The organism is Sporosarcina sp. FSL K6-5500 (assembly GCF_038005665.1).
GTDB classification, from domain to species: Bacteria; Bacillota; Bacilli; order Bacillales_A; family Planococcaceae; genus Sporosarcina; species Sporosarcina psychrophila.
This window is the reverse complement of the sequence record NZ_JBBOTP010000002.1, coordinates 1-14,790: the sequence shown is the minus strand read 5'-3', so window position 1 is coordinate 14,790 and position 14,790 is coordinate 1. Positions and strand designations below refer to the sequence as shown.

The following is a 14,790-nucleotide window of genomic DNA, read 5'->3' as shown; positions in this document are numbered from 1 at the left end:
AAGTTATTGCATTTCGAGGTGAAACACGGATAGAGGCATGGTAGCCAGAATCTGCCACGTTCATTGCCAAATGTTGAACACAAATGGCAAAGCCCAAGCAAATAGTCTAGATGCTTGGGCGCAAGGCGAAAGAAATCGAAAAAATGCTCATAAAAAAAGGGAATACGAATGCATTCCCTTACCTTATTTGTATTCAGCTATTGAACTTCGCCTCGTTTGGTATGACGGCTTGCCGTAAACGATCCAGGAATCTACTCGCTGTTTCATGGTTTTTACAGCGAGTGATTATCGGAACGTTTAATGCCAAAGCGACACGTACCCCTTCACAAAAGTGGTGTTTACTTTTGATGAAGGGGTAGTGCATGGCAAACATCTGGTATGATAGGACTATACAATTAAATTAGAACGTTTTTTATTTTTAGGCAACCTTTATAATAGTATAGATTGGAGATGGTAAATATGAATAAATTGTTTATTATAGGAAATGGTTTTGATGTAGCCCATGGATTAAAAACATCGTATGATGATTTTCGGAAACATTTAATTTTAGATACTCAAATTGAAATGGATAGTTTAATTATTCCCGAATCGAAACCAACGCCAGATGGAGATATTACATATGATGAAATAGAAGTATTATCTATGTTGTTCTATTTAATCAGTGAGGCTGAGTCTAATACTGAAAAATGGAGTAATATAGAAGCTTCTCTAGCGAATTTAAATTTTGATGAAGTTTTTGATTATTCTCCTGAAGTTTTAGATCGTGATGGAGATATAGACTTATGGAAAACATCTTATAATAATGAAGATATTGCATCAAATCTTGTTATCCCTACATCAACAATTCAACGATTATTTTTAGAATGGATTAATACAATAGATATCACTAGAACAAAATCAAAGATTGATTTTTCGGATCTAGTAGGAGAGAAAGATTTATTTTTAACATTTAATTATACAGAGACATTAGAAGAAATTTATAATGTCTCTAGTAATCAAATTTGTTATATTCATGGGAAACAAAATGAAGAAATTTACTTTGGTCATGGTGATGGTGATACTGATGATGTAACAGATTATTTTATGGAAAATTATATTGGGTCGGAAAATAGTTTAGCTGAAATTCATGAAAAACTTCGTAAGAAGACTGAAATAGCTTTAAATAATAATATGTATTTTTTTGAAAGATTATCTAATGATAATGTCCGAGAAATATATTCTTATGGATTCTCATTCAGTGAAGTAGATATGGTATATCTAGAAGAGATTTCTAAACGAGTGAATACGCAAAAAGTAATATGGTATTTCAATGATTTCGATGAACAGAACCATGATGATTATATTGAAACTCTAATAAAGTACGGATTCAAAGGTGATTTTAGTACGTTTAATATTTCGAATAACGAAATTATAAAGAAAGGTTAAACTGACTTATGAAACAACTTTAAAATCACTTAACAAATTACCTGATAGGTGGTTAGTACATTTTTAATAACCAAATTAAACCCGCTATTGAAATAATCAAACGAGCTTATGAATATCAAACAAAATAATATTTCAGAAGTAACTAAGAGTCATGAACTTTAGTTACTCCTATTCTTTAATCAATTTGAATTTTATAATCCAAGTTCTTCTTTGCTTTTGTTCCCGCAATCCTAGTATTTGTTTCTCCTCCCTGCACTCGTTCAATCCTCTTCTGCTCTCCCTCCAATACCGGCTTAAAACTCCTTAATTCCTCCTTCCCATAGACATAAGCTCCAATCAAATGATTTTCAGATTCTGCAGCATGAAGAAATGATGACTTTGCTTCTTTTACATCTTGATAATCTACAATTGGAGTGTTTGTCGCTTTATGATACAGTTCAATGCTTGACTCTGGCCCATATACTTCTTGGAGCGCAAATTGCTCGGAAAAACTCTTGTACATTTTTGCTGCAGCAGGATGCTGATCAATGACATTCATCAAAATGATTTCCTTTCCTTTCAACATCTCCCTAGTAATTACTTCGCCTCGTTCATCCCTTAATTCTTGCGGTTGACGATGGTATTTTGCAATTTCAAATCCGTTATACCTGGCATCAAATACTTCAACGGCTGTGACTGAACTTTTAACATATTGGAAAGCAGGCAATGACTTGGCCAATTGTTCAACGTGAACGACCGGCTGGGTAAGCATGGGGTTCTGAATGACTTGCTGTAGCTGCTCGTACAATTGTGGATGTAGGACAATATCAATCGTGGCTAATGTTTTTTCTAGCGTCGCCTGAATCTCTGTTAATGCCTGTCTCATGAGGTCCGTATCCTTTGCCCACGTTGCAATATAACCTAACGAAAAATGACTTGTATCGAAGCCTAAGTATGCCATTGTTGCACATGCCACTGATTCCGCCTGTGCCTCTTTATGGGCACGGCTTGCCTCGTTAAAATGTCCTTCTCGACCATGCAACTGCGCATGTGCAAATTCGTGAATGAGCGTTCTTAACTTTGCAACGGGATTATTCTCTGTTGCATTAACGACAATTTCATTTGTTGAAGGTACATAATAGCCACGCCCTTTTTCCTGAATCGAATATGCCTTTTCTGCCACATTTAACTGTTTATATTGGGTTAAGTAGTTTTTCATATTCTCATATAAGGCTGTCGCATCTTCATCCGTTTGAAAACGGTCATTGACAAAATCCCGCGTTACTTTAAGTGGCTCTCCATCTGTTTGTGCAATATCAAACACCGTCACCCACTTATAACGTACCAACACAGTATCCATTTTAGGGTTACCCTTTTCATCGTATAAAGGCTTCTTTGTCGCCCGGTCTAGGACGGGGTGTTGTTCAAAAATTGGTGCGCGAATTTGAATCCCTTTCTCCCCTTTTTGCACAAAGCGTTGGTGCTTTTTCCAAGCTTGAAATCCTGCGACATACGTAGCTTTCGGATCTTGCATAAAGACTAAAATTTGATTGTCAATTGAGTACTGACGCATACTCGCCATGAAATGCAAATAGCGTTTGAAATCTTCTTGGTTCGCAAATTGGGTCAGTTGCTCTTCTAATCTAGCTGTTAACTCTTTCGTTCGCTCTTCATATTTATTCGGCTGCAGGGGCATTATACCTCACCTCGCTTTTGGAATAACGGAACGTATCGCTGTTCATCTTCAAACGGCACTTCTAAATAAGCGATAATATCGTACTCCAATAGATCAGGGACTTCTACAATCGTTAATAAATCACGCTTATCCCGATAAATAGGCTTATCACTGAACTCAACTTCTTCACGTCGATACATACTTTTAACTCCTCTCTTATTATCATAAGTAGAAATTTCCACTTTTGATAAGTATACTTTTAATTCATCTACTCAATTTTATAGTAGCTCCCTCTACCCGTTTTCCCTCCTCATCCAATTCGTACAACGTCACATTGTCCTTTGATTCCTGTTCGATCTCATACTGATAGGAGAGTTCCTGTTCACCATCTTTTGTAGTATAAAGATTTAACGTATTATCTTCTACGGTCCATTCAAAAGAATTATTAAACATCCCCATTTCTATGAGCACGGTATCATTATCATTGAATGTAACCATCCCTCCACCACCTGCTGATTCTGTCCCCGTCCATTTGCCAATCAAATCACTTTTACTATCACCACAAGCTGCTAACAACAAGAGCACGAGTACCGCAAGTAGTGGAAACCGAGCCTTTTTCATAACGCCAACCTCCCATCTATTTTAGAAGCCTCATCATCGAGACCCGTGTCGCCGATTTGCCGAGCGAAATACCACCTTTTGCTCCCCCACTGGAATACCACATCGAACGTAATACGCTCGGTCCACGAATGATTAACACACCACAGCCGATTATGAGCATGAAATCATACCAACTATTAAAATTAGCAAGTAACTGCACAAGCGCTGCCATTAACAACACTTGCGTCACGATACTTACAATCTGACTTAAAAACTCACGCCACCAGATTTCACTAAAATCATAATTCTCTGTGGCAATCGTAATTGCTGCGAAGACGCTAAAGACCTCCAGAATAATCAGGTCAACATGATAGACGCAAATTTTAAACGTAAATATAACAAAGACGACAATTAAAAACAAAAGCAATAAAGTCGCTGCCATAGTTCCCGTTCCAAATATATCGACGACCATCGTTGAAGCGATAGAGTCTGTAATAATATCTGAAGAACTTCCTGCTATTTCAACAAACATATACTCCATCAACGGATACAAAATTTCCCTCACAACAAAATATAAAATGACCGGTAATAAAAACACCATGGCACTCGCCTTAATGGAACTCATAATGATTTCTGAAATATTGCCTTCGTGATTCGTTGCTTCATTGAGCATGGCATTTAGTATACGGAACAGCACAATTGCCACGAGCAGTACACCTCCGAAAACAGCGAATACACTGTACACATCTAAAAATAAGCCACTCAACGCTTCATGATTGAACAACACTTCCGCTAAAAATTTAAAAACGGCTGTTAACATATCATTCAACCAATCATCAATCATCTCCATCACTTTATCTTTTACAGAAAACAACTGGCAAACCTCCTTTTAACGAAGCCCTATGCACAGCTACTATTTTTCAAACTCCATATTGCTATTCAACTCCTCTAATGCACTTTCAAACGTGACTTCTTGCTCAACAACTTCAAAACCGAAAAATTCCTGTTCTAGTGCCTCTTGCTCGGTCTGTTTCACTTGTGCTTTTTCTATTATTTCCTTTTCAAACCGCTGTTGTGCCTGCTCCAATTTCTGCAATTGCTCAGTAGACGGGGTGGAACGGTAATCAACATGCTTTACTTCATATTGCTCCGTCACGCCAGGAAACAGCTGGAATTGAAAAGCTTTCTTCATTTTAATGGGAGGCTTATGTTGAAATAAAATGATGCCCGTATCAGCAGGCATTTGCATAATCTCTCCTGCCGTCATCAAATCACGAGCAGTAAAACTTTCGCTCTCACTCATGCTGCTTGTTCGATTTTCCTTGCCATACTGCTTGGATTCCGATTCGGCATCGACTTTCACTGTTGTTTTATCAAGTAAATCCTTAAAGTAAGTCGCTGACGTTCGGTTCGCTGCGTTTAAACAGATTTTGACGCCACAATTCCCTAAAATAGACTCCGCTTTCTTATCCCCGTAGCGATCTTGCAGCTGCGAAATCGTTTGGATAATCGTCGCAACACTAATTCCATAACCACGACATGTCGCTAAAAACTCCTCGTAATTATCGAATTTTCCGAGATTCACAAACTCATCTAAAATGAAATTCACATTTCTCGGTAGCTTTGCATGATGATTTGCCGCAAATTCGTACAGCTCATTAAATAGCTGACTAAAAAACAAATTCACTAAGCTTTGCCATGACTGATCCATTAACGGGATTATCACGTACAGCATTATTTTTTTATGGCCAATATCCGTTAAATGAAAATCGCTAAAACTCGTAAACTCCGCAACTTCGCTATCAATATAATCAGCAATTGTCGTCAAAAGGGATACGATGATACTCCCCTGCATTTCCTGCTTCGCTTTCTTGTAGCCAAGTTCATAAGCACGTCTTGCAGGGTGCTTAAAATCTAACTGGAGAAACTGCTTATCTAACTCACTTTCTCCGTTTCCATCTTCTGTGCCGAACGTTTGCATAAACTCTAACAGACCTCTCATATTGCGTTGTTTCGGCTCTAACTCATGAATCGCATATAAGATCAACGCTTTAAGCAAAGCACGTTGTGAGTAATACCAAACATCACGTTTTCCGTCCTTGTTCGCACTATCAACCATTTTCGTTGCAACGGTCGTTGCCTGTGTTTCCTTGCGTACATAATCAAGTGGATTATGGCGATCACTCGCCTCCATATTCATGAAATTAATAACGTGGAGTTCATAGCCCTGCGCTTGTTTGATCGCTGCCGTTTTTTCATACACTTCCGCTTTTGGATCGGTAATGACAATGCTATTTTCCGTTTCATAAAGTACATTCGTGATTACAAATGACTGTGTTTTATAGCTTCCCGGACCACCGACCACCATAATATTGCGATTCGGCTTCGATTCATTTGGCTGGATTAGAATTTTCTTATTATAAAATCCTAAAATGGTTCCATTCATCATTTATCAGCCCCTTCTACTTTCAAAACAAGAACTAGATGCTATAAAATTGAGTTAAATATATTTTAAGGAGCCAATGTGCTTGGCTGCCTTAGCAACTGTCTACTCATTATTCTTAGGTATAACTGTAGTCTCTACATTAAAATTGAATCGGATGGTGGTTAACATGATAAACATCTTGATTTTTACTACACTAACTACAATCAGTAATCAGTTAACATCCCTACTTGGTTCTGCCTTAGTAACAGTTGCTTTGGCTCCTAAAGCTATATTTCCCTTCGAAGCGTCTGAAAAAACGCCTCACGCACCTCTTGCTCAGACTTGGCGATAAAATTGCCGTCTAGAATCTCCTTTTCCTTCGCCCATCGAGCCGAGCCATGATAGGCATTTTTCTCATGAATTGCCCACCCATCCTTTTTCGTCTTACGCTTGAGCTGAATAAATGCACTATAAAACAAGTTGAGCACGGTTAAAACAATAAACAACGGATTCTGACTCGTGACATAGCCTTTGATTGTTTGAATTGGATGGAGAAAAATGTCTTGTAAACTCCCAAGCATTGCACTTGTGGTTAAACTAAGCTTCAATTCACTCAATAACAAAATCAGATCAATGAACAGCACGATGACGATTTCAAATGCAAGAAAGCTAATACCAAACCACATTAGCTTTTTCATACGCCGTCCACCTCTGTCATATTGCCAATCACTTTTATATCACCAATTAAAAATTGCCCATTGTTCTTTAATACCGATATTTCATACAATTGACTGCCATGATTCACTAATGCATCATCTAAAAAGTAATTGGTCGTTGTGTACACTAAAAACGTATGGGGCGTAGAAGGATTCATATACACTTGCACACTTTCCAGTTCGTTTTTCATGTCCACAGCAGGTGGAGCGAGTGATGAAGCACCTTTTAGCTTATTCAACACATCTACTTTGACCAAATTTGATAATTCCTCAAAACGAGTGACGTAAGACTCGTTATCATAGTTCAAATACACATGGAAAGTCTGTTCAATAAACTGCACTTCCTCCCCCGTTACTTGCAAGCCTGTCACGGCCGATAACTCATCTACTTTTCCTTTCAATACTTGAATCTTTTGCTCCTTCCGCTCAACAGCATCTTTTAAAGTAGATTTATCTCCTGATAAAACAAATACGGAACCCGCTAGAATGAACACAGCTACTAGAAGAATGCCGATGACAATTCCTTGCTTCATCCCTCCTCACCTCCTACAAAATCAACAATGCGTCCGTATCCATATAAATGCTCCTGCCAGTAGCGGTCGTTTAAATTAGAAAACCCGATACCACCGCCGTTTGCATCAAACATTTTGCCGTTGCCAACATACATTCCGATATGTGTCACGGGTCTGCCTGCGTTATACGTTCCTGTAAAAAAGATAAAGTCTCCTGGCTGCAATTCATCGGCTGTGATCTTTTTCGATATATCGTATTGCTCTTGCGCTGTCCGTGGGAGATTAGCGCCAATTTCCCGAAAAGCCCATACCATCAAGCCTGAGCAATCGAAGGATGTTTTCGGATTCATGCCCCCGAATTGATACGGATAGCCATCGAATTGCTGCATTGTTTCATAGACGACTTGAAAATCTGCTGAAGCATTCGCTACATCAATGACTTGTCCGTCACGCATTGTGCCTACATAACGCTTCACATGTTCCACGTAAGCTGGATCTCCGTAACTCGCCCATCCCAGTTTTTCTGCTTCTTGCTGGGAAAACGTTTGTGCCAATTCCTCTGAATGGATTCCTCCGTTTTTAGCAATGAAATCAATATAGCCCAACCCGTAATTGTAGCTTTGAATAGCCGTATCTAAATCCACTTCGCTTTTTTGCATCTTCTCTAGCACTTTATTGAAATGAGCCACACCTACTTCAATCGAATACATCGGATCGGTAATCGTATTCGGGGCTAAACCAATCGACTCGCTCGATTGCATAATATCCATTGAAGCTGTACCTCCACTTTCCTGCATCATAATTGCAAGAACGAGGGCTATATGTTCTTCTAAACCATATCCAGAAAGCGCTGCCTGAACAGCGCCTTCATACTGCAGCACTGCCGACGACAACTGACTACCGACTGTATAACTTCCTGGAGGTTGCGACGTTTGTTCAGAAAACAGCATAACAACAACGAGAATGAGCAGGAAAACAGGAACTAAAATCACCCATAACAGCTTTCGACCATCTTTAGAAAACGCCAGCCTTGCAAGTAAGAGTTTCATGGATTTAGCCCTCCTTTAGCTCCTCTATTTTCGCCTCCAATTCATCGATTTTCGTTTGTTGCACTTTCAATTGATCTGCTTGATTCGGAGAATCTTCAGACTGGATCGTCGTCATTTTTTCCTTCGCTACGGCTATTTCACTTTTTATTTGCGCCATTTCAATCGCACTTTGTAACGTCGCATCCTGTGTTTTATTCAACACTTCGCGAGCCCCTGCCATATCCCCATTCGTTATAAATGTCTGACCCATCCGCTGTAATGTTTCTACATCTGAAATAAACGGTAAATCTGCTGTCATTTGCGCCACATCATAACTAACTATGGCTTTCTCGTGTGCAAGCTTTTGAGTAAGGGCTTCTTCAACCGTTGAGAGCCGTAAATCTAGCACCACTTTTTCATCCTTGTTTGCATATAGCTGCGCAATCACTTGTTCTAACATTTTCGGTTCCGTATCAAGTGCCAGCTGCCATTGTTCTTTTTCGAGTAACTTCTTCGAAACATCGTTCGGTGAATCGCCTAAAACAAGAAATAATGGAATGGCTTTTTCGTAATTTTCTTGCTCGAAAAATGCATCGGCTTGCTGCTTTTTCTCTCGTGCTTCATACGTTGCTTCAAGCTGGACAAGCGCTAGTTGTTGCTGATCATTGGCATCATATTTCACATAGCCAATTGCACCGAGTGCAAGAACTGCCGTCAACACCACACCTAATATCGAGCGATTTTTCCACTTCTTCTTTTCCGACACTTGTTCCTTCACTGTGTGATAGGCGACAAAATCATATGCCTCGGTAAGTAACGCCTGCATTTCCTCCATCGTTTTAGCCGATAAAATCGAACGAACTAGATCATTCGATTTTTTTTCTAAACGCTCAGGCTCGGTTAAACATTTTTCATATGGATAATTCGTTAAAATCATCAATATAAGTGCCTTATACCGTTGTAAATGCGTATACTTTTCTTCTTTTGGCATCACACGGTTGGCACGGTAGCCATATCGTATCGTTGACATGGGATGATAAAAGACCGTTGCTGGATGCAAGCTCACGTGAAACGGCTCCTTCGTTACAATCTCGTCTAGCAATATGGCTTGGGCAATCGCGAGCTTCACGACATACGTTTCTTGTTTAATCGCTGCTACTGGCTTTAAATGCTCGGAGAAATGAAAGGTTAGCACAACATGCCCTTCTGTTTCTTCAATTTTTTGCAACGAAAGAAAGGATGGAATATCATTCGACGTCAAATACGTTTTTATTTCTTCTAGCTTGTCATACGTAAACTCACTACGACTCATCGTAAACTGCGCAAACTGCTCTGTTATTTTGATGCTACCAAAGGAAAAATTATAAATTTTAGTTGTAGTCATGTCAGCACCTCCTAACATTCCAAGATATAGTTAACTTAAAAACCTCCATTTACATATGGTTAACCAGTTAACCCATGTTTATTTTCGTTTTCTATATTTCAAAAGTAGATATATTTATTTTTGGATTTTCCCCATGTTCAACGCTTCTTGCTTTTCCAATTCTGTCATGTGAATCCGTTCCGCATAATTCGGAACGTGCTCGGCACCCACCTCATATACTTCCTCGTAACGAACAGGATCTTTTAAACGAAGTTCTTCTTCCGTCAACTCAATCCGCATAAATGCTCGCTGAGTTCCGTGAATCATCAGTGCCTCCCCTTGTTTCCGTCTTTCTAACAGCTTTCTCTCCTTGTCGCTGAACGTCATCCTCAACTTCCGGGTAATATCGTCCACACCTTTATTGTCTAAACCGAAAAATACCTTCGTATAACTGTTGCCAATAATCGCTTCCCCAACATTTTGCCCATTCGCCATTTGACCGTCCAAGACATCTTGGATTTGCTGTGTCCCTGCAATAGCCCCAGCGTTATATTTTCGGAATCGCTTATACGCCTGGTAGAAAAAACTCGCTGCATCAGGATTTTGCGTTAAGAAGTGGAACTCATCAACGAACAGTTTCACGTTCTCCTCTGTATTTTCCGTAATGTTGTCCCATAAATAACTAAACGTGTTTAAATACGCAGCACCCTGCACTTCTGCTTCATTTTGTAAGGGCTTTAAATCAAAGGACACAAGATCACTCTGTAAGTTAATATTCGTGTGCCCGTTAAAAATCGTTTTACTGCCGTTGACGTAGCTTTCCAAAATATAATGGAAATCCTCAATACGACCGTAACGATCCGAATCCGTTTCCTTTAACTTCGAAAGTGCCTCGTAGACATCCGATAAGATGGGATAGGACGTGCTTGGGACATCACGGAAACTGGTAAACTCATGGACCCCTGTATCTCTATACACTTGCCGCAGCGTCGCATCCAACACAGCTTTTTCCACTTGCGTAATGTCTTGCTTCAACACCTGAAAGAAACCGAGTAAACGTTGAATCTTATCCTTTAAAATCATTTCCATATCAGCCGTTGTTTCATCTGCTACATGCTCAGAATACACTTCTAGCGGATTGATTTTTGTCGTTGAATTACTGCTTAGGTGTACGACCGTGCCCCCTAAATGCTCGACTATGCTCGTATATTCATTTTCAGGATCGATAATAAACACTTTCACGCCACGGGCAAAATAACGCAAAATTTTCTGCACCATATACGTCGTTTTCCCGACACCACTCGTCCCAATCACGACCACGTTTTGATTCAATGTATTTTTACGGTCCAAATAATCAATCGCAATTAAACTCCCTGTGTCTTTATTTACCCCCTCTACATCACTGCGTGGATTAATCGTCAAAATTTCCGCATCATCAAATGGGAACATACTACTCGCTGCCTCTGTATTGGACTGTTTATACGTGTAATCACCAAGCAGATTCTCTAAAATCGGCATCGCACTCCAAAACGTTTGGTACATCGCTTTAAACGGCGTCATTGCTTTTAATTGCAACTTCGTTAGCGTATTTTGGACAGAATCACTGAGCGCATTGAGCTCCTCTAGCGAGTTCGCTTGCAAATAAATGTAGGTGTACTGATAAATATAGATCGATTCATTTTCAAGAAATTTCATCAGTTGATGTTCGGCTGCCTCCACCTGTTTCTCAAGTTGGCGTTTTTTAAGTGGATCAAATGTTTTCAACACTTCGGCCTGCTTATTTTTAATCGTTTTATTGTAGTGATCCACCATCTTATTCGCATTGGATGACTCTAAAAATTGAACGATCGTAATATTTCCCTTCTTACGCTTTAATTCAGAAAGCCAATTGCCATAACGACTTTTCGGATAATCAATAATAGCAATGACACGTATGAAGTTGTCGCCTGATTCAATATGGTCGGCATATTCCTCCCACGAAAAAGGGTAAATCATATCTAAACTTGATCCATCCAATACTTCATCCAAACCCAATTCCCGACTCACTTGCATCGGTTTCTTGCGTTTAAGCATCGCACTCCCTCCCCTAATGGTTTGAAAAATTAACTAAATGCTGCAATACTTCCCGACATTCCTTCGCTGTCAATTGGCGAGCAGTCATATCATACGTGCTCAATGTATTTTCAAGCTGGCGAATAAATAGCGTCACTTTCTCCTCTAGTTCAATCGCCGTTTGCTCCAACGAGGCGAGATGCTTTTTCGGTATCTTTTCATGCAGAACGACAATATGCCGTTTCGTTGTCATTTCCTGTGAGGAAGCGATTGTTGAAAATGTATCGACGTAGCTCGCAATTAGCGAGAGCTTTGCCTTGTTTTCCGGTTCCTCCTGCTGCACTTGTAAATAACGATGTTGCCAAAACAATACGTACTCACTAAAATCAACAGGCATCGTAATATCTAAATACTGCTGGATTTCTCCACTATTTTCACCGAGAGTAGACATCAAAAAAGCATTGAACTCGTCAAACACATCTTCCTGCTCGGTAACGGTCAACAAATCTAAATTGATACCGCTTGCTTGAATGAGTGCCACTAAATAACCTTGCTTCGTCACGAAAAAATCATTGTATTGCGCTTCAATTAACGACATCTCCTGCAGACTCTGTTTCCCGTTTTGAAGCGCCCTTGGTTCATCTTCAAACACATAGGCTTCAATGGACGCTTTCTTTTTGGAAACACCAAATAATTTCTCCCACAAACACTTCACCACCTCATCTAAAGAAACGCTCCTTCTTCTTTCGCATGTAAAAGAGCTTCTGTCTCTGTTTATAATCCATTCGTAATTTCAAATAATCCTGAAAGCGAATATTTTGTCGGTAGCGAATCGGGCGAGAGGATAGAAATGCTAAAATCATAATGAGTACAATTAAAATAAGCATCAACTTGAACAGCATGAGCCACACATTATGAGGGGGTAGCGCAAGTACGATAAACCCAATCACTGTAGGAGGCAACAAGTAAATGGCAAGCTCCCGTAATGTGATTCCAAGAAATATGCCATACCCCGACTCGACGTTTTCTGGAAAAACGAACTTCTTTCCTTTATGTTCATTCATATTAATCTACACCTTTCAAAAGTAGATTTTTCTACTTTTGTTAAGTAGTTTTTTATTACTTCTACTTATGTGAACAATGAGTACACCCATGGTAATAGCCATATCACAGCTGCGGCCAACCCGACAAGCGCACAAACACGACCAACACTTTTAAATACTTCATTTTTCTCATGCGGATCATCTGCTGAAGGCATACGCTTGATAATAATAAATAAAGCTGCACAAATCCCGACTAAAACCACAAGTGCTGTTAAAATGCCTTTCACGACATTGGCTGCATTTGTGAGCTTAGCTTGGACTTGTCCAGCTGAGGCAAAAACGATTTCGGGTGTAACTACTAAACAAATCACCAGAGCCAAAGCTGTGCCAAATGCTAAGCGCATTTTTCCATGTTGTTTTGTCATACACAAACCTACTTTCATTATTCATTTATCTATCCACTATTCCTCTCGCTTCATTTCTACGAATTGTTGGGGTACGTTTTCCTTTTGTTGTTGCATGTTCGATAACTTTCTTTTCGCCTCTTGAACGGTTGGAAATCCTTCTGAAAGCTGTTCGAGGTCCCCTTTCCTGACGCGTCCGATAAAGATGTCTTTCTGTTTCTTTTCTCGCTGCTCGACTTCAAACAACTGCAACTTCTCCTCGTAACGCTTCACGGCTTGATCCAATTCCATGCCGTACACGCTCAGGAATCCTTCTAAAAAACTCGTACCAGCAAAACTTACTTCCGCAAGCAAGCGACCGCGCTTGCCTTGAAAAACTGTTCCATCCACTTGCTCCATCTTCTCAGCATCTTGAAAATTTCCTTGCTGCAGAAAGTACTGACGCAATTTTAATGGCTTTACCTCGATTTGTGCCTCTACTTCGTCCTGGATAAGTTCTTGTCGAACAGCCGAAATAGGTTGTCCATCGTTCTCTCCACCGCGCACAAAACGCCCATCATGCTCAATCTGTATAGGTCGATTACTACTCAACCATCGCTCTATCATTAGACGTATCACCTACTTTTACATAGTATACAATGTTATTTCTCTAAAAAAGTCGATTGTTGTCAAAATATTATACGTATTTAATAAAAGGCGTATTTTTGTTATGATTGCAATAAATTTGTAATGGTAGTTTATAGGTTATTCGCTATGAATTAAGGAAAATGACATTTTGAGTGTGCGACAATCACGCCCAATTGTTTAAGTAAACTTTTTCACAAAATTTGAAACTACTAATTACTTTTTTTCAATACTGGAGCCCACTATAATCTTGTAAGGATTCACTACATTGCTTTTATTTTAAGAACAAAAAGCTTGAAATATAATTATAGTCAGTTATACTGATTATAAGCAACACTGATTATTGCTGGAGGTGAATAATAAAATTGGAGAAATGGAATCAATCATATGGCTTTTTACTTGGAAAGGTTGTTCAGCAAATGGAAACCAATTTCGCTGAGGGACTTGCACCATATGGCATTAACGCTAGACAATATGGAGTACTTTTATTTATCGAAGGAAACCCTTACTCTTCACAAAAAGATATATCTGAAAACCTACAAATTGATCGGACAACAATGGTAAGTCATATCGATCATTTAGAAAATTCAGGATTTGTGGAGAGGACAAGGAATCCTAATGACAGGAGATCCTATAGCCTTTTGCTTACATCAAAAGGTAATGATGTATTAGAATCACGTTGGGAGTTTTTAATCAATGCGGAATTAGAAGTTTTAGCACCTTTAAGTCATCAGGAAAGAAAATTGCTAAAGGATTTGCTTGTTAGAATTTGGAATACATTACAATATGGGAGGTAACAAAATTATGCACGCACTTGATTATTTTAATGCACGTTTGGAAGCAACAATTAGCCCTATGGATTATTTGAAATTAACACAAATGAATCCAGATAAATACTTTTTGATTGATGTTAGAAACGGCCCAATTCATGTAAGAAGTTTAAT

General features: G+C 39.2%; 16 protein-coding genes. 2 read left to right on the top strand and 14 right to left on the bottom strand.

Translation table 11 applies throughout. From position 1 onward, the window contains the following. Positions 1 to 459 precede the first annotated feature (459 nt). On the top strand, positions 460 to 1,425 hold the full coding sequence (locus MKX62_RS23665) for a bacteriophage abortive infection AbiH family protein (protein WP_340742647.1): 966 nt from the start codon (positions 460 to 462) through the stop codon (positions 1,423 to 1,425). A gap of 175 nt (positions 1,426 to 1,600) precedes the next feature. On the opposite strand, the gene MKX62_RS23660 is transcribed toward MKX62_RS23665, so the two are convergent. The 14 genes from MKX62_RS23660 to MKX62_RS23595 form a co-directional block, all read right to left on the bottom strand. Further along, positions 1,601 to 3,100, bottom strand: a complete 1,500-nt coding sequence (locus tag MKX62_RS23660) for an ArdC-like ssDNA-binding domain-containing protein (RefSeq protein WP_340742646.1) — start codon at positions 3,098 to 3,100, stop codon at positions 1,601 to 1,603. After that, positions 3,100 to 3,279, bottom strand: coding sequence for a hypothetical protein (locus MKX62_RS23655; protein ID WP_340742645.1), 180 nt, complete (start codon positions 3,277 to 3,279; stop codon positions 3,100 to 3,102). The genes MKX62_RS23660 and MKX62_RS23655 overlap by 1 nt, the downstream gene beginning before the upstream one ends. Before the next feature lie 64 nt (positions 3,280 to 3,343). Continuing rightward, positions 3,344 to 3,700: a hypothetical protein gene (locus MKX62_RS23650; protein ID WP_340742644.1), complete on the bottom strand. Its 357-nt coding sequence runs from the start codon at positions 3,698 to 3,700 to the stop codon at positions 3,344 to 3,346. Between the two features lie 16 nt (positions 3,701 to 3,716). Next, a complete protein-coding gene (locus MKX62_RS23645; RefSeq protein ID WP_340742643.1) occupies positions 3,717 to 4,553 on the bottom strand; it encodes a conjugal transfer protein TrbL family protein in 837 nt (278 codons plus the stop codon). 39 nt (positions 4,554 to 4,592) lie between these two features. Continuing rightward, positions 4,593 to 6,128: a VirD4-like conjugal transfer protein, CD1115 family gene (locus MKX62_RS23640; protein ID WP_340742642.1), complete on the bottom strand. Its 1,536-nt coding sequence runs from the start codon at positions 6,126 to 6,128 to the stop codon at positions 4,593 to 4,595. A gap of 263 nt (positions 6,129 to 6,391) precedes the next feature. Next, the gene (locus tag MKX62_RS23635; RefSeq protein ID WP_340742641.1) at positions 6,392 to 6,802 is read right to left on the bottom strand and encodes a hypothetical protein; all 411 of its coding nucleotides are present in this window, start codon (positions 6,800 to 6,802) and stop codon (positions 6,392 to 6,394) included. Then, positions 6,799 to 7,353, bottom strand: coding sequence for a hypothetical protein (locus tag MKX62_RS23630; protein ID WP_340742640.1), 555 nt, complete (start codon positions 7,351 to 7,353; stop codon positions 6,799 to 6,801). The genes MKX62_RS23635 and MKX62_RS23630 overlap by 4 nt, the downstream gene beginning before the upstream one ends. Beyond that, positions 7,350 to 8,381, bottom strand: coding sequence for a bifunctional lytic transglycosylase/C40 family peptidase (locus tag MKX62_RS23625; protein WP_340742639.1), 1,032 nt, complete (start codon positions 8,379 to 8,381; stop codon positions 7,350 to 7,352). The genes MKX62_RS23630 and MKX62_RS23625 overlap by 4 nt, the downstream gene beginning before the upstream one ends. Before the next feature lie 4 nt (positions 8,382 to 8,385). Beyond that, on the bottom strand, positions 8,386 to 9,744 hold the full coding sequence (locus tag MKX62_RS23620) for a type VII secretion protein EssB/YukC (RefSeq protein WP_340742638.1): 1,359 nt from the start codon (positions 9,742 to 9,744) through the stop codon (positions 8,386 to 8,388). A gap of 114 nt (positions 9,745 to 9,858) precedes the next feature. Then, positions 9,859 to 11,796: a VirB4 family type IV secretion system protein gene (locus MKX62_RS23615; RefSeq protein WP_340742637.1), complete on the bottom strand. Its 1,938-nt coding sequence runs from the start codon at positions 11,794 to 11,796 to the stop codon at positions 9,859 to 9,861. Between the two features lie 13 nt (positions 11,797 to 11,809). After that, entirely contained in the window at positions 11,810 to 12,481 is a 672-nt protein-coding gene (gene trsD / locus MKX62_RS23610; RefSeq protein ID WP_340742636.1) for a TrsD/TraD family conjugative transfer protein, read from the bottom strand. A 13-nt stretch (positions 12,482 to 12,494) separates the two neighbouring features. Further along, complete coding sequence (locus tag MKX62_RS23605) at positions 12,495 to 12,839, bottom strand: hypothetical protein (RefSeq protein ID WP_340742635.1); 345 nt, start codon at positions 12,837 to 12,839, stop codon at positions 12,495 to 12,497. A 65-nt stretch (positions 12,840 to 12,904) separates the two neighbouring features. Beyond that, positions 12,905 to 13,243: a CagC family type IV secretion system protein gene (locus MKX62_RS23600; protein ID WP_340742634.1), complete on the bottom strand. Its 339-nt coding sequence runs from the start codon at positions 13,241 to 13,243 to the stop codon at positions 12,905 to 12,907. Positions 13,244 to 13,279: 36 nt separating this feature from the next. Continuing rightward, entirely contained in the window at positions 13,280 to 13,828 is a 549-nt protein-coding gene (locus MKX62_RS23595; RefSeq protein WP_340742633.1) for a hypothetical protein, read from the bottom strand. Between the two features lie 383 nt (positions 13,829 to 14,211). Here MKX62_RS23595 and MKX62_RS23590 point away from each other — a divergent pair, with 383 nt between their 5' ends. Further along, positions 14,212 to 14,643, top strand: a complete 432-nt coding sequence (locus tag MKX62_RS23590; RefSeq protein ID WP_340742632.1) for a MarR family winged helix-turn-helix transcriptional regulator — start codon at positions 14,212 to 14,214, stop codon at positions 14,641 to 14,643. The last annotated feature ends 147 nt before the right edge of the window (positions 14,644 to 14,790 follow it).